14 protein-coding genes are annotated in these 15416 nt (G+C 61.2%); 12 read left to right on the plus strand and 2 right to left on the minus strand.

Features of this window, described 5'->3' with window-relative positions; all coding sequences use genetic code 11:
- The first annotated feature begins 214 nt into the window (after positions 1 to 214).
- The 3 genes from hutC (at position 215) to JTP94_RS01205 (ending at position 3350) form a co-directional block, all read left to right on the plus strand.
- A complete protein-coding gene (hutC, locus tag JTP94_RS01195; RefSeq protein WP_204848743.1) occupies positions 215 to 958 on the plus strand; it encodes a histidine utilization repressor in 744 nt (247 codons plus the stop codon).
- Positions 955 to 1896, plus strand: coding sequence for a LysR family transcriptional regulator (locus tag JTP94_RS01200; RefSeq protein ID WP_204848744.1), 942 nt, complete (start codon positions 955 to 957; stop codon positions 1894 to 1896). Before hutC ends, JTP94_RS01200 begins: the two co-directional genes overlap by 4 nt.
- 104 nt (positions 1897 to 2000) lie before the next feature.
- Positions 2001 to 3350 (plus strand): LLM class flavin-dependent oxidoreductase, encoded by a 1350-nt coding sequence (locus tag JTP94_RS01205; RefSeq protein WP_204848745.1) that lies wholly within the window; start codon positions 2001 to 2003, stop codon positions 3348 to 3350.
- Here the strand turns inward: JTP94_RS01205 and JTP94_RS01210 are convergent.
- Positions 3342 to 4511, minus strand: a complete 1170-nt coding sequence (locus JTP94_RS01210; protein WP_204848746.1) for an aminotransferase — start codon at positions 4509 to 4511, stop codon at positions 3342 to 3344. The genes JTP94_RS01205 and JTP94_RS01210 overlap by 9 nt on opposite strands.
- Positions 4512 to 4725: 214 nt before the next feature.
- On the opposite strand from JTP94_RS01210, the gene JTP94_RS01215 reads away from it, so the two are divergent.
- Positions 4726 to 5202, plus strand: a complete 477-nt coding sequence (locus tag JTP94_RS01215; protein ID WP_204849010.1) for a GNAT family N-acetyltransferase — start codon at positions 4726 to 4728, stop codon at positions 5200 to 5202.
- Positions 5203 to 5213: 11 nt separating this feature from the next.
- Here the strand turns inward: JTP94_RS01215 and JTP94_RS01220 are convergent, their stop codons facing one another.
- Positions 5214 to 6116, minus strand: a complete 903-nt coding sequence (locus JTP94_RS01220) for a LysR substrate-binding domain-containing protein (protein WP_204848747.1) — start codon at positions 6114 to 6116, stop codon at positions 5214 to 5216.
- 172 nt (positions 6117 to 6288) lie between these two features.
- Between JTP94_RS01220 and argH the strand changes: the two genes are divergently transcribed.
- The 8 genes from argH to JTP94_RS01260 all read left to right on the plus strand — a co-directional run bounded on the left by argH (position 6289) and on the right by JTP94_RS01260 (position 15349).
- The gene (gene argH / locus JTP94_RS01225) at positions 6289 to 7755 is read left to right on the plus strand and encodes an argininosuccinate lyase (RefSeq protein WP_204848748.1); all 1467 of its coding nucleotides are present in this window, start codon (positions 6289 to 6291) and stop codon (positions 7753 to 7755) included.
- On the plus strand, positions 7752 to 8624 hold the full coding sequence (locus JTP94_RS01230; RefSeq protein ID WP_034505777.1) for an amino acid ABC transporter permease: 873 nt from the start codon (positions 7752 to 7754) through the stop codon (positions 8622 to 8624). Before argH ends, JTP94_RS01230 begins: the two co-directional genes overlap by 4 nt.
- 8 nt (positions 8625 to 8632) lie before the next feature.
- A complete protein-coding gene (locus JTP94_RS01235; RefSeq protein WP_037197005.1) occupies positions 8633 to 9403 on the plus strand; it encodes an amino acid ABC transporter ATP-binding protein in 771 nt (256 codons plus the stop codon).
- A gap of 53 nt (positions 9404 to 9456) precedes the next feature.
- Positions 9457 to 10299, plus strand: coding sequence for an ABC transporter substrate-binding protein (locus JTP94_RS01240; protein ID WP_409456572.1), 843 nt, complete (start codon positions 9457 to 9459; stop codon positions 10297 to 10299).
- Between the two features lie 111 nt (positions 10300 to 10410).
- Positions 10411 to 11802: an MmgE/PrpD family protein gene (locus tag JTP94_RS01245; RefSeq protein WP_204848750.1), complete on the plus strand. Its 1392-nt coding sequence runs from the start codon at positions 10411 to 10413 to the stop codon at positions 11800 to 11802.
- A gap of 10 nt (positions 11803 to 11812) precedes the next feature.
- Positions 11813 to 12697 (plus strand): polysaccharide deacetylase, encoded by an 885-nt coding sequence (locus JTP94_RS01250; protein WP_204848751.1) that lies wholly within the window; start codon positions 11813 to 11815, stop codon positions 12695 to 12697.
- Between the two features lie 18 nt (positions 12698 to 12715).
- The gene (gene speB, locus JTP94_RS01255; protein ID WP_204848752.1) at positions 12716 to 13768 is read left to right on the plus strand and encodes an agmatinase; all 1053 of its coding nucleotides are present in this window, start codon (positions 12716 to 12718) and stop codon (positions 13766 to 13768) included.
- A gap of 93 nt (positions 13769 to 13861) precedes the next feature.
- The gene (locus JTP94_RS01260) at positions 13862 to 15349 is read left to right on the plus strand and encodes an FAD-binding oxidoreductase (protein WP_246754603.1); all 1488 of its coding nucleotides are present in this window, start codon (positions 13862 to 13864) and stop codon (positions 15347 to 15349) included.
- Positions 15350 to 15416 lie beyond the last annotated feature (67 nt).

Consider the following 15416-nt stretch of genomic DNA (forward strand, 5'->3'; position numbering starts at 1 on the left):
TTTGCCCTTCCGGTGGAAGGTGCAGGTTCCCCAAGCGTAGTCCCGCCAAGCGGATTTCTATGACCCGCTTTTGTCTATACAAATAGATACAGGCTGGCCTACACTGTCAAACGTTAAACTCGAACGACGCAAGATTTATGCCGAATAGCGGCAATGGACCTAGCAAAAGCGGCTTTCGCGGCAACTGAATGTCATGGCTGGATCGAGGTGAGCATTGGTCTCAATTCATCGGAGAATTTTCGAAGACATCGAAGCCAGGATCATGAGCAGGGCCTGGCCGCCCGGTCATCGCATCCCCTTCGAACACGAGCTGGTGCAAGAGTATCAATGCTCTCGGATGACCGTGAACAAGGCGCTTTCGGCCTTGGCGGCACGCGGCATGATCATCCGCCGCCGCAAGGTTGGTTCTTTCGTCGCCGCGCGGCAGATCGACCGAACGGTGATGGATATTCAGGACATTTCCACGGAAGCCGAGTTGGCGGGGCATGACCACAGCTACAGGATCCTGATGCGAAAGATCGAGGCGCTGGATGCCGCCACCGCGACGCAGCTCGGTGAACCGACGGGAGCGGAAATCCTGCGGCTTCACTGCCTGCATGCGGTGGACGGCAAGCCGAATGCGCTGGAGCGGCGCATCATCATGCTCGCCATGGTGCCATCCGCCAGAACCGAAAGCTTTGCCTCGGTGCCGCCCGGCAAATGGCTGCTGGACATGGTGCCCTGGTCGAAGGCGAGGCATGTCATTCGCGCCGTTTCGGCCGATGCCGCCACGGCGCGCCTGCTTGAGACCGAGCGCGGCGAGGCCTGCCTTACGCTCGTCCGCCAGACATGGCAGAACAGCCGCACGGTCACCTATGTCGAGATCATCCATCCCGGCGACCGTTTCCAGTTCGCGGGCGACTTTCATCCGAGTGAAAAAGGCGCCATGGATCAACTGCCGCGGAGAAGCGCCTCTTGACCGAGAAACAGGCTATCAGGACAGTTCCGCTCAAGGGCTTGCAGGCCTTCGAAGCTGTCGGCCGTTGTGGCGGCGTGAGCGCCGCAGCCCTGGAACTGAAGGTTTCCCCCGGCGCGATCAGTCAGCAGATCCGCAAAATCGAGAGCTTTCTCGGCGTCACCTTGCTGGAGCGCAACGGCCGTACCGTGGAGCTGACCCCATGGGGGCGGCTCTACCATCAGGAAATATCGAAGGGTTTCGAGCAATTCGCGCTTGCGGAGCAGATCCTGGAACGGGCGCGCAACGAGAATGCCCTGGTTCTCAGCGCCCTGTCTTCCGTCGTCAACAAATGGATAGGACGCCGGATCTTCGACTGGCAGGCCCTTCATCCGAATGCCCATGTCAGGATCGTCGGCCGCGATAAGGAACCGCGCATGGGCTTCGACGACATCGATTTCCGCATAAGCTATGGATCGGATGTGCTGCAGCACGAACACTATACGGAGCTGTTCCGCGATTGGGTCGTTCCGGCCTGCTCGCCGGCGCTGATCAAGGGCAAGGCGCCCTCTGCCGCGCGGCTTCTCGACTATCCGCTCCTGCATGTCGAATGGGAGCGGCATTTCACGCCCTATCCAAGCTGGCGTGAATTCGCCGCGAAGACAGGAGCGGCACTCAAGGAGACCACCGCCGGTCTTTCCTTTACCCTATCGAGCAGCGCCATCGATGCGGCCGTCAACAAACGCGGCATCGTCCTCGCGCAGATGTCGATGATCGCAGATGAGCTTGAAGCGCAGACGCTCGTCATTCCCGCCGATATCCGCATTCCGTTGCGCGAAAGCTATTTTCTCGCCTGGGACAGGGCGGCGCTGCAAAAGCCCTTCGGTCCGGCATTTCGCGACTGGCTTGTTTCGATCTCCCGTCAACAGGCGCGCATATCCGCGCCATCGAACTCGGCATAGACTTTTAGAAAAACTAAAACGAAAGACAGCGCCGCGATATTGATGAAAAAATTCGCAAGACGATAATCTGCGCAGACTTTGAGCTTGGCGATCAGGAGAACGACATGGCGCGCACCGACAAGATGAAGCTGGGCACTTTTGTCTACACCTTCGGTTTCCATCCCGCCTCCTGGCTTCATCCGGCCAGCGATGTCAACGGCGCCAATGATTTCAGCCACCTCCTCGACGTCGCCAAGCGATCCGAGGAAGCCAAATTCGACTTCATGTTCATGGCGGATTCGCCTGCCGCAGCCGTCGGCGACCCGGACGCGCTCTCGCGCATCCCGACCAAGATGAACCGTTTCGAGCCGGTGTCGCTCCTGGCCGCGCTGTCCGTCACCACCAAAAATCTCGGCCTCGTCGCCACCCTCTCGACGAGTTACTACGAGCCCTACAACGTCGCCCGCCTCTTCGCATCGGTCGATCATTTGAGCGGCGGCCGCGCCTGCTGGAACGTCGTGACCTCCGACCACGACGAGACGGGCTATAACTTTAACCGCGAAGGGCTGGATCCCCACGCGCTGCGCTACGAGCGCGGCAACGAATTCGTCGATGTGGTGTTCGGCCTGTGGGACAGTTTCGAGGAAGGCGCCCTGCTTCTCGACCGGGAAAGCGGCGTCTATTACGACAAGACGAAGCATCACACGCTGAACCACAAGGGCAAGCACTTCCAGGTGCGCGGGCCGCTCAACATCGCTCGCACGCCGCAGGGCCGGCCTGTCATAGCGCAAGCCGGCGGGTCGGAACCCGGCATGGATATGGCGGCGCGCACCGCCGAGATCGTCTTCAGCCTTGCCTCCAACATCGACCGCAATCGCGACTTCTATGCCAATGTCAAAGCCCGCATGCCCGCCTATGGGCGCGACCCGGAGGACCTTAAGATCATGCCCGGCGTGGTCATCAATGTCGGGGAAACGCAGGCTGAAGCCGAAGCCAAGGTCAATTATCTCATCGACAAAATGCATCCGGATGTCGGCCGGCTGATGCTGTCGGAATTCCTCGAAGCCGATCTGCGCGGCGTACCGTTGGATCAACCCTTCCCGATGGACCGACTTCCGGCGGCACCGAAAGGCTCGCGTGCACTTTTCGACGAGCTCGTCGATTTCGTCAAAAGCGGGCGCACGGTTGGCGAGCTTGTCCGCCATTATGCGGAAAAGCATACCGGCAACGGCATTACCGGCACACCGACGCAGATTGCCGACTTCATGGAGGAATGGTTCGAGACACGCGCCGCGGACGGCTTCATCCTGATGTTCCCGACCCTGCCCTCCAGCCTCGACGATTTCGTCAAGCTTGTCCTGCCGGAGCTGCGCCGCCGCGGGCTGTTCCGAGAAGAATACGAAGGCTCGACGCTTCGTGAAAACCTGGGACTGTCCATGCCGGCCAACCGGTTTGCGAAGAGCCCGTCAGCCTAGGGGCAGCCGGCTCCCGAGCAGCCCGATCGAGGCAACGTCGGCATTGGCAAAGGCAAGACGCAGATAACGCTCCTGTCCCACGCCGAAATAGCTTCCGGGGATGCTGACGATCCCCGCCTGCTTTGCCAGCCTCTCGGCCACCTCAGCGGAAGACTGGTCAGTGAAGGGGTGCCGTACGAAGGCGAAATAGGCGCCGATTGCGGCAATGTCCCAACCGGGCAGGTCGGACACTACGCCCTTCAACGCCTCCGCCCGGCGCGCGATCTCCAGCCGGTTTCCTGCCCGCCAATCGGCAAGCACCGGCAAGGCGGCAGCCACGGCCACCTGGGCTGAGCGCGGGGCGCAGATCTGCATATTGTCCATGATCTTGGCGATCTCGCCCAAAAGCTTAGGCCCCGCCGTCACGGCCCCCAGCCTGTGGCCGGGAATGCAGAAAGACTTCGAGAAACTGTAGAGCAGGACGAGCGTATCCTCCCAGCCCGGCTCCGACAGCAGCGCATGCGGCGGGCCGTAATCGCCAGGAAGAAAATCGCGATAGGTCTCATCAAGCACAAGCCAGGCGCCATATCTCCGGCAAAGCGCAAAAAGATCATGCAGCAATGACGGCGGATAGACGGCCCCGGTCGGATTGTTCGGCGTGACAACTGCAAGCGCCCGCGCGCCGGCGGCAAGCGCCTGCTCGGCCGAAGCAACATCCGGCAGGAAGCCGCCGGCCGCATCGCACTCGACAAGCACGCGCTTGATGCCGAGCATGGACAAGGTCGTCTCATGATTGAAATAGAAGGGATTTGTGAGCGCGATCGCGTCATCGGCACCGGCAAGGGCGATGGCGGCACACATGAAGGCCTGATTGCAGCCGGAGGTGATGTGGATATTGGCTGTTTGGATCGACGCGCCGTAGATGTCGCTCACATGCCGCGCATAGGCTTCGCGCAGCACCGTTTCTCCCTCGATCGGCCCATAGCCCGTCATGGCCTGCGATGCCGCCGCCTCGCCGAGGAGCCGCAGCATCTCGGGATGGGCGGGATAGCCGGGCACGGCCTGCGACAGATCGATCAGCGGCCCGTGAGCGCCGGCATAGTCGCGCGCCCATGCAAAAACCGAGGGGATGGGCGGCGGCGAAAGCCGCGTTACGAAAGGATTGGGGATTGCGGATGGCATGTCGATGGGTTCCTTGGAGACCGATTGCTACACCGATATCGGTCACGATCTCAACTGCTTTGTCGGAGCAAACCGCTCCTCGGCGAATTGCCGGCGATTGTTTCCGCCATATCGAAGATGTTGACGGCTTCGGCATCCGGCCCCTAAAGCTCGACGACAAGAAGGCTTTCCGCTCGCACGGTCTGTCCGATACCCGAAACCTAGCTTGGAGCGAATCGTGACCACCAAAATCCGTCTTCTATTGACGAACGATCCAGCATTGCCGGCGCTGGCGGCCCTCATGGAAGAAATGCAGGCGCATTATCAAGTGCCCTGTCCGTCGCGGGCCGAAATCATTGCCGGGCTCAAGGCAATGCCGCCAGGTGCCGAGATCCTGATCGTGGAAGAGAACGACGCCATCCTCGGCTTCGCCGCCTTCTCCGGGCTCTATCCCGGACCTGGCCTGAAACCGGGCATCTTTCTGAAGGAGCTCTTCGTAAGCGCCGCGCAACGCAGCCGCGGGTTAGGCCGAGACCTCATGCGCGCGCTCGCGGAGCTGGCACAAGAGCGGGGGCTTGCCCGGATCGACTGGACCGCCGACCCCGAAAACGCAAAGCTTCTGGATTTCTACGACGGGCTCGGCGGCTCGCGCAAACCCGATAAACTGTTCTATCGCCTCGACGAAAAGGCGCTCGAGAAACTGACGCGCTGACCACTTTTGTTTCAGTCGCGCATGCTCTCAGCTTGCCCCATCAGCCATGCCTCGAACGTCCGCATCGAAGCGCCGGGGGAGATGTCTTCAGGCTTGGCAAACCAATATCCATATTCGCTTCGATATCCGAAGCCATTGGGGTTGATCAGTCTACCTGTCTCCAATTCATCGAGAATGAGGCCGCGCGGTATCAACGCCATCCCCTGTCCGGCAAGGGCCGCGCGGATCACCATGGTGTAATAGCCGAACCGCGTGATGTGATGGACGGCGATATCGGGCTTTCCATGGCTTTCGACGAAATGCTGCCAATGCAGCGGCGTCTGCGGGTGTTCCAGCATGACGCCCTCGGCCAGCTCGTCGATCGTGCCCGGAATGCCGTTCTTCTGCCAATAGGATGGCGCGCTGACGATCAGGACCTCGTGCCCGAACAGATATTGCGCAGTCTCTCCTTTGTTGGGTGTAATGAGAAAACGGAATATGCCGTCCGCCGTCTCCGATTGCGTGGGTGACACGAAGGTCGTGAACTGCACGTCTATTTCCGGATGTTGTTCAGCAAACTGCACGAAACGCGGCAGCAGCCAGCGATCGCCGAAAATCGGAAGAACCTGCAGGCGCAGTACGCCGGGGCCGGGTTTGAGACGCGCGACGCGCAATGCCGCATCTTCCATCGCCTTCAGCGCGGTGCGCGCGTGTTCGATGTAAATCAGACCGATCTCCGTGGGGATCATGCCGCGCGGCGTTCGAGTGAAGACCGGACTGCCGATCAGGTCTTCCAATGCGAGCAATTGCTTGCTGACTGCGCTCTGTGACAGGGATGTGCTCTCTGCGGCAGCACTCGTCGATCCCCTCTCCGCCACGGCAAGCAGAACCTGCAGGGCAGTCATCGAAGGCAAGTGCTGTCGGCCCGATACCATGAGTTCTCCGCAGGAGCGCCGATCATGGCTACATCTCCTCGGCCAATTTCAATAGTCCACTGACGAAATTCGAGCTAGTCGGTTTTGTCATAGCGTAGTGAAATAACTTCGCTTGCCGATTAAATCAGCACGTAGGAGCATTGCCAAAAGTTTAAACAAACAGGGGACATCAATGTCTGAGCCCACGCAGCTCTGGGGCGGGCGCTTCAAGTCCGGACCGTCCGAGGCGCTGGCCAATCTGTCACGCGCGCCACTGTCCTATTTCCGCCTTTTCCGGGAAGATATCGCGGGCTCCCGCGCGCATGCTTCCGAATTGAAGCGCGCCGGCGTTCTCGACGAAAGCGAATTCACGGCGATCCGATCTGCCCTTGACGGCATCGAGACGGATGTCGCCGGCGGTCATCAGCAACCGATCGCGGGTGACGAGGATGTCCACACCTTCCTAGAGCGCCTGCTGATGGCACGTCTCGGCGCTCTCGGCGGGAAGCTCCGCGCCGGGCGGTCCCGCAACGACCAGACAGCCAACAACACGCGCCTCTATCTGCGCCGCATGGCGCGCGAGCTCTCGCGGGAGATCATCTCGGTCCAGGAAGCCTTGACGGAGCAGGCTTCGCACCATGCCGAGACTGTCATGCCGGGCTTCACCCATCTTCAGCCGGCCCAGCCGATCGTCCTCGGTCACCACCTGATGGCGCACGCCCAGTCCTTGTTGCGCGACCTGCAGCGCTTCGAGGATTGGGACCGCCGCTTCGACCGCTCGCCGCTCGGCGCGGCAGCCCTTGCCGGCTCCGGTATTGCCTGCCGTCCCGACCTATCCGCCATCGAGCTCGGCTATTCGGCAGCTTGCGAGAACTCGATCGATGCCGTGGCCGCCCGCGACCATGTCGCCGAATTTCTGTTCATCTGCTCGCTCGTCGCGGTCGATCTGTCGCGGTTGGCGGAGGAAATCTGCATCTGGAGCTCCAAGCAATTCAGCTGGGTGCGGCTGCACGATTCCTATTCCACCGGCTCCTCCATCATGCCACAGAAGAAGAACCCGGATATTGCCGAATTGACGCGCGGCATGTCCGGCACCCTTATCGGCAACATCACCGGCTTCCTGGCCACCATGAAGGCCATGCCGCTCGCCTATAATCGCGACCTGGCTGAAGACAAGCGCGCGCTGTTCGAAACGATCGACATTCTCGAACTGATCCTGCCAGCCTTTGCCGGCATGGTCGCAACGCTGGAATTCGATGTCGGCAAGCTGCGTGAAGAGGCTCCCAAGGGCTTCACGCTCGCAACCGAGGTCGCCGACTGGCTGGTCGGCCAGAACGTGCCGTTCGCGGAGGCGCACGAGATCACCGGCGCGGTCGTTCGCTATTGCGAGGAAAGCGGCCACGATCTTGCCGGGCTCACCGAAGAGGATCTGCCGAAGATCGATCCGCGGCTGAACAAGGATATGCTTGCCGCCATCACGCTCGACAAGGCGCTTGCCAGCCGCACCGGCTACGGTTCCACCGCGCCGGTTCGCGTGCGCGAACAGATTGCCCGCTTCGAAACGGCAATCGATGCCTGCCGCGCCTTTGCCGGCGCGCCGATGAAAGCAGCCAGTGCCGCCCACGGAGAGAACGACCCTCAGGAGCTTCGAAGCCGATGACTGTTGCAAGCGCCAGCCCTTCCCCCACCGATGACAAATACGAGATCGCCCATCTGCGCTTGGTGCCGAAGCGGCATATCGGCCGCATGGTCGCCGCCGCTATCGTACTCGTCCTGCTCGCGGGACTGGTGCGTGCTTTCAGCGTCGGCCAGATAGAATGGAGCTACGTTCGCGAGTTCCTGTTCGCGCCGGCCATTCTCGACGGTCTCACGAACACGCTGCTGATGACCGTAGCCGCCATGGCCGTTGGCATCGTGCTCGGCGTCCTCATCGCCATCATGCGCATTTCCGGCAATCCGGTGCTCTCCTACATCGCCATCGGCTATGTCTGGATCTTCCGGGGCGCGCCGGCGCTGCTGCAGCTGATGCTGTGGTTCAACCTGGCGCTGATCTTTCCGACCATGGGCATCCACGGCCTTATCGAATTCCGAACCGTTGACGTGATGACGCCCTTCGTCGCCGCCATGCTTGGCCTCGGCATTTCCCAGGGCGCCTACACCTCCGAGGTCGTCCGAAGCGGGCTGCTTTCGGTCGATAGCGGCCAGTACGAGGCCGCCCGGACCATCGGCATGACGCAGATGAAGATGCTGCGCCGCATCGTGCTGCCGCAGGCCATGCGCGTGATGGTCCCGCCGATCGGCAACGAAGTGATCGGCATGGTGAAGCTGACATCGCTTGCAAGCGTCATCCAGTATGCCGAAATCCTGCACAACGCCCAGATCATCTACTTTGCCAATACCCGCGTTCTCGAGCTGCTGCTCGTTGCCAGCTTCTGGTATCTCGCGGTGGTCTCCGTCCTGTCGGTTGGCCAGCACTATATCGAGCGTTATTTCGGACGCGGTTCGAAATCGATCAAAGCGTCCATGTGAGGTCGACCATGAAACAGGATATTCTCGTCAAGGCCGTCGACGTCACGAAGAACTACGGCGACTTCTGCGCCCTCGACAAGGTCAGCATGGAGGTCGTGCGCGGTGAAGTCAGCTGCATCATCGGCCCCTCCGGCTCCGGCAAGAGCACGTTTCTGAGATGCATCAACCTTTTGGAGCGGATGGATGGCGGCGCCATCTGGGTCAATGACGAGCTGATAGGCTACCGCCGGGAAGGCAACAATCTGCACCAGATCAGCGATGCGGAAATCTCCCGTCAGCGCCGCCGCATCGGCATGGTCTTCCAACGCTTCAACCTCTTTCCGCACAAGACCGCGATCGAGAACATCATCGAGGGACCGGTGCATGTCCTCGGACAATCCGTGGAGCAGGCCCGCGAACGAGCCTCCGTCCTTCTGGAACGCGTCGGTCTTGCCGAGAAGGCGAACCATTATCCGTCCGAACTATCAGGCGGCCAGCAGCAGCGCGTCGCCATTGCCCGCGCCATGGGGATGCAGCCGGACCTCATTCTCTTCGACGAGCCCACATCGGCGCTCGACCCGGAACTCGTCTCGGAAGTTCTCGACGTCATGAAGGATCTCGCAGCGTCCGGAATGACCATGATCGTCGTCACCCACGAATTGGGCTTTGCCCGCAATGTGGCCAATACCGTCACCTTCATGGAAGCGGGAAAAGTGGTCGAAACAGGCTTGGCATCGGAGGTTCTCAGCACTCCGAAAAGCGCCAGAACGGCGGAGTTCATCAAAGCCGTTCACAGTTGAGAAGAGGAAGCTGGCGGAACAGGAAACCCTCCGGCTTTGCACCAGAGTCAAAAATGGGGAACAACATGAACAGGCATCTCGTCATGCTCGCAGCTCTTTGCGTTGCCGCAACCGCGGCCAACGCCGAAGGCCTGCCGGAAAGAATCAAGTCCGCCGGCAAGGTCGTCGTCGCCAACCAGGCGAACTATCCGCCGATGGAATACAAGGATCCGGCCACCAACAAACTCATGGGCCTCGATATCGATCTTGGCCTCGCGCTTGCCAAACAGCTCGGCACCACGGTGGAATGGTCCGATATCGGCTTCGAACAGATGGTCTCGTCCCTGACGACCGGCCGCGTCGACCTCATCCATAGCGGCATGAGCGACCTGCCCACCCGTCGCGACACGCTCGATTTCGTCGACTACATGAAATCCGGCGCGCAGTTCTACACATCCTTTGCCCGCAAGGACGAGTTCAAGAAGCCGACCGACTTCTGCGGCAAGATCATCGGCATGAGCCGCCGCACCTCCTTCCCGGATGAGACGGCGAAGTGGAGTGCGGCCAACTGCGAAGCCAAGGGACTGCCGGCCGTCAAGGTTGTCGGCACGGAAGGCTCGGCGGACGCCCGTGCCCAGCTGAAGCAAGGTCGCGTCGATGGCGCGGTGCAGGGTTCCGAAACGCTTCCCTATCTGCTGAGCCTCGAGAAGGACACCTATACCGTTGTCGGCGAACCCTTTACCGCCGTCTATCAGGGCATCGGCTTTTCCAAGAAGGACACCGAACTCCGCGATGCTTATGCCGCCGCGCTGAAGGCGCTGATGGCCAGCGGCGAGTACAAGACGATCTTCGCCAAATACGGCCTCGAAGGAGCGATGCTGGACGGTATTTACGTCAACGTTCAAGCCGTAAAGTAACGCCTGTCGTCCGCGGCTCCGGCGCGAAAGCACCGGGGCCGCAAACCAATGACTCGGTGAAGGCTGCTTCACTCGAGTCGATCATTCCCAAATACGAGAGAGCAGACAATCATGTCCCGCGTTCTTGGCGACGCCCCGATCGACAGACTGGCATCCTTCATTTCGGCACTCCGGTTTGAGGCCCTTCCCGCCGATGTCGTCGAAAAGACCAAAATCCACATTGCCGATACATTTGCTGCCGCTCTCGCCGGCGGCCGCTCGAACGAATTCCGGATCGCCAGGCGCCTTGGCCGAGCGCAGGGATACGCGAGGCTCTGGGGCACCACTGAGCGTGTATCCGCCCGCGATGCCGCGCTGATCAACGGCGTTGCGGCGCATGCCTTTGAGCTTGACGATGCCGGGGGATGCGATCACTCCGGCGCCGTCGTCATGCCCGCCGTCATGGCCGCTATCGCTGAAGAATCGCGTGTCATAACGGGCAAGGAACTGATCGCGGCCGTGGTCGCCGGCTACGATGTCGGTCGGCGGATTCTGGAGGCAGCCGGCGGGTATGACAGCCACAACAGCCTCGGCTGGCACTCGACCGGCACCTGCGGCACCCTCGCGGCAGCCGCCGCCGTCGCCAATATCTCCGGCCTCGATGCCTCTTCCACGCGCGATGCGATCGCCCTTGCGACGAGCTTTTCATCCGGCCTGTGGGCTTTCATCCACGACGGTTCGCAAGCCAAGAAAATTCATGCCGGCCGCGCGGCCGAAGGCGGCCTGCTTGCCGCGCAGCTGGCCGCGGAGGGCTTTGCCGGACCGTCCAAGGTCTTCGACGACGTCTGGGGCGGCTTTTTCCGCTCCTTCAACAAATCGGCCTGCGAGGCGGAAAAGCTTAGCGACGCGCTCGGTGAAAGCTGGAAAGTAAAACGCGCTGTTTTGAAACCCTACGCCTCCTGCCGCGGTGCCCACTCGGCCGTGGATGCGCTGGACGACCTCCTTCAGGAAACGGGCCGCCACGCCACCGAGATAGCGACGATCGAGCTGCGATTGAGCCCGATGCTGATGGGCATGTGCGGTGCCAGGGAGACCGGCGCGATGGCGCCGACCCAGATGAGCCTGCCCTATGCCCTTGCCGCGCGCTGCGTTTTCGACACCGCAGGGCTGGAGGCCTATTCGGCGGAGCGGCGTTCCGATGCCCGTCTCCGCAGCATCATGGATCGCATGCGCCTCACCGTGGATGATGGCATGCTGCCGCTCGACGAACCTGTGGTGACGCTGATCTTCACGGATGGTTCCAGCGCTTCGCGGATGGTGCCGCGCGCCACCGGCTCCGCTGAAAGGCCGATGCAGCCAGCCGCAGTCGCTGCCAAGTTTCGCGAACTCACGGCCATGGCCATGGAGCCGGAACAGGCCGACCGGCTTTGGACCGTGATCGCCGACCTTGAGAACCTGGATGACTGCCGCAGGCTCGAAACCCTGCTGGCAGGCGATGCGGACAACCGCCCCGTCTTTTGCTGAGGATATAGCCGTGACCCACGACCTGACCCCGCGCCCGCTCAACCCTGCTGACAAGGCCCCGCCGATAACCTGGCCGAACGGTGCCAGAAGCGCCCTGTTCATCGGCTTTGACGTCGATGCGGAAACCGCATGGATCGGCAACAATCCGTCCAATATCGACCGCATGGTCACCACCTCCCACGGCGGCTATGATGCGCGCGTCGGTATAGCCAAGATTCTCGAGTTGATGGAGGAACTGTCCCTGAAGGCGACCTTCTTCACGCCGGGATGGACGGCCCTGGCGCATGCCAAGGTCTGCGAGGGCATTCTGAAAGCCGGGCACGAGATCGGCCATCACGGCTATCTGCACAAGATGCCGGATCGCGAAAAACTGGACGAGACATTCGAGGAGATCGATCGCGGCTTCGAGGCGCTGGAGAAGATTTTCGGCATCCGCCCTGTCGGCTACCGCGCCCCCTCGGGCGAAAATTTCCCGGAACTGCTGGCCTATCTTGCCAAATCCGGCATCCGCTATTCGAGCTCGTTCCGCGACGATATCCTGCCCTATCGGCATCAGTCCGCAGGCGATCTGCCGGGCCTGGTCGAGATCCCCGTCAACTTCGCTTTTGACGATTGGAACTTCGGCATGTCGAGCCGCACCAGTTCGCGTCCGCTTTTCGGGCGGGACGCGGTGCTCCCGCTCTGGATCGAGGAATTCGAGGCAACCCATGCATGGGGCGGGGTGACAACGCTTGTCCTGCATCCGCAGGTCTCCGGCCGGCCGATGCGCTGGCACATATTGCGCGACTTCCTGCGCTACGTGCAGTCGAAGGACGACGTCTGGATCGCGACAGGGGCGCAGATCACGGATCATTTTGAAGCGTTGGAAAAAGAGCGCAAAGCTTCTTCAGTTTGAGACGAGGGGTGATACGACATGGCATTCGACCACGAAAAACTGCAGCAGCTGCGTGAAAAATTTGGCGAGGGGCATGGTGGCAACATCCATGATCCGGAATTCCGTGCCGTAGCCGACAAGATCTTTTCGGCAAGCGGTACTCGCGCCGCGCCCTTTAGCGGCATTCCGACCCTCCTTGACGCCCCCTACCGGCCGATTGACGCCGAAAATCCCGAATTTGGCGATCTCGACATCGCCTTGATCGGAGTTCCGATGGATCTCGGCGTCACCAATCGCCCCGGCTCACGCTTCGGGCCGCGGGCGCTGCGCGCCATCGAGCGTGTCGGGCCTTACAATCACGTGCTGAAATGCGCGCCCCTCTTCGAAACGAAGGTCGCCGATATCGGTGATGTCCCTTTCCGCAGCCGCTATCGCCTCGAGCTCAGCCATGAGGATATCGAACGCCGCTTCGGGCAGATCATTGCTGCCGGCGTCATACCGCTGGCAGTTGGCGGCGACCATTCGATCACGCATCCGATCCTCAAGGCTGTCGGCAAGGAGCGCCCGGTCGGCCTGATCCATATCGACGCGCATTGTGATACCGGCGGCGCCTACGACCTGACCAAGTTCCATCATGGCGGTCCGTTCAGGAATGCCGTGCTGGATGGGGTTCTCGATCCCACACGCACCATTCAGATCGGCATCCGTGGCGCGGCGGAATATCTCTGGGAATTCTCCTACGAATCGGGAATGACCGTCATCCATGCCGAAGACATTGCCCGCATGGGCATCGATGCGATCATCGAAAAAGCGCGCGCGGTCGTGGGAGACGGCCCGACCTATCTTTCCTTCGATGTCGACAGTCTTGATCCGGCTTTTGCGCCCGGTACGGGCACGCCGGAAATCGGCGGCCTGACCAGCCGCGAGGTGCTTGCAATCCTCCACGGATTGAAGGGCATCGATTTCGTCGGCGGCGATGTGGTGGAGGTCGCGCCGCAATATGACGCAACAACGAATACCGCCCATGTTGCGGCACAGATGCTCTTCGAAATCCTCAGCCTGATCCGCTTCAGTCCGTCCCTGAAGCCCTAGCGCATCCCATCGGCCGCGCGCACCCTGCGCCAGCCGATCACCACAGGATGAGGGCCTGAACCTCACCCGCCGGAAATGAAAGGATTTTCTCCAATGACGCTGGACATGAAGGCGGACATATCCGGAGAACAGATACGGCCTGACAGGCTTGCGGAAGCGCTTGAGCGTCTGAAGGAGACGGTCGGGCCTTCCGGCTGGAGCACCCATCCCGGCCTTCTCGAACCGCATGTCGTCGACTGGACGGGCGTCATGCGCGGCAGTTCGCCCCTGTTGTTGAAGCCGGCACGGACGGAGGAAGTCGCCGCCATCGTCTCGATCTGCCGGGAATATGGGCTGAAGATCGTGCCGCAAGGCGGAAATACATCCCTGGTTGGCGGCGCGGTGCCGAGCGGAAAGGGCGTCGAGATCCTGGTCAACCTCGCCCGCATGAACAAGGTGCGGGCCATCGATACCATCAACGATACGATGACCGTCGATGCGGGATGCCTTCTCGCCTCGATCCAGGCGGAGGCCGAGAAAAACGGACGTCTCTTCCCACTGCGTCTTGCCTCCGAAGGCAATTGCCAGATCGGCGGCAACCTCGCCTCCAATGCGGGTGGCAGCAATGTCCTTCGCTACGGAAACACAAGGGATCTGGTTCTCGGGCTCGAGGTGGTTCTCGCGGACGGCCGCATCTGGAACGGCATGCGCGGCCTTCGCAAGGACAATATGGGCTATGATCTCAAGCAGCTGTTCATCGGCAGCGAAGGCACTCTCGGCATCATTACGGGCGCCGTGCTGAAACTCTTTGCAAGGCCCGCCTCCGTCGCGACGGCCGTGTGCGCCGTGCCATCCGTCAAGGCAGCGCTGGATTTGCTCGCGCTTTGCAAGCAGCGAACCGGCGGGCAGGTTACCGCTTTCGAGCTCATGCCGGGAAACGGCCTTGAGCTTGTCCTCAAGCATTTCCCAGCCTGCCGTTTCCCCTTGGAAAGGCTTTGCGAATGGCAGGTGCTTGTCGAATTTTCCTCAAGCGATGAAACCGCCTCGCAGCAGGAAAGGATGACGGCCGTGCTTGCCGAGGCTTATGAAGCCGGCTTGGTCAGCGACGCTGTCGTTTCCGCTTCTCTCAGCCAAAGCAAACGCTTCTGGGCGCTGCGCGAAGGATTGGCCGAAGCCGATATGATGGAGGGACCGACGATCCAGGGCGATATCGCCGTTCCAATCTCGTCGATACCGGATTTCCTCGAGATCTGCTCCGCGGCAATTTCTGAAGCTGTCAAGGGAGCCCGCATCATTGCTTTCGGCCACCTCGGCGACGGCAACATCCACTTCGGCATCATCCAGCCCGATGACGTTTCGCCAGAGGATTTCCTAGCCAGATCGGATGAGATCCACGGTATCATCAATCACAACGCCCTGCGCTTCGGCGGAACCGTTTCAGCCGAACATGGGCTCGGCACGCTCAAGGCCGGGGCGGTGCTCAAATATCGCGGCGAGGTCGAGCAGGACCTCATGCTTGCGATCAAGCGCAGTCTCGATCCCTCAGGCATGATGAACCCCGGCAAGGTGCTGGGAGCGGACCGTCGTCAGCTCCAGGAATAACGTCCGCTCTGGTTGCTCGGCGCAACCAGAGCCTCGTCAAATGCCGGTTCCCATCGCCGCCCGCAAT

This window comes from Martinezella lusitana, assembly GCF_016901135.1.
GTDB classification, from domain to species: Bacteria; Pseudomonadota; Alphaproteobacteria; order Rhizobiales; family Rhizobiaceae; genus Rhizobium; species Rhizobium lusitanum_D.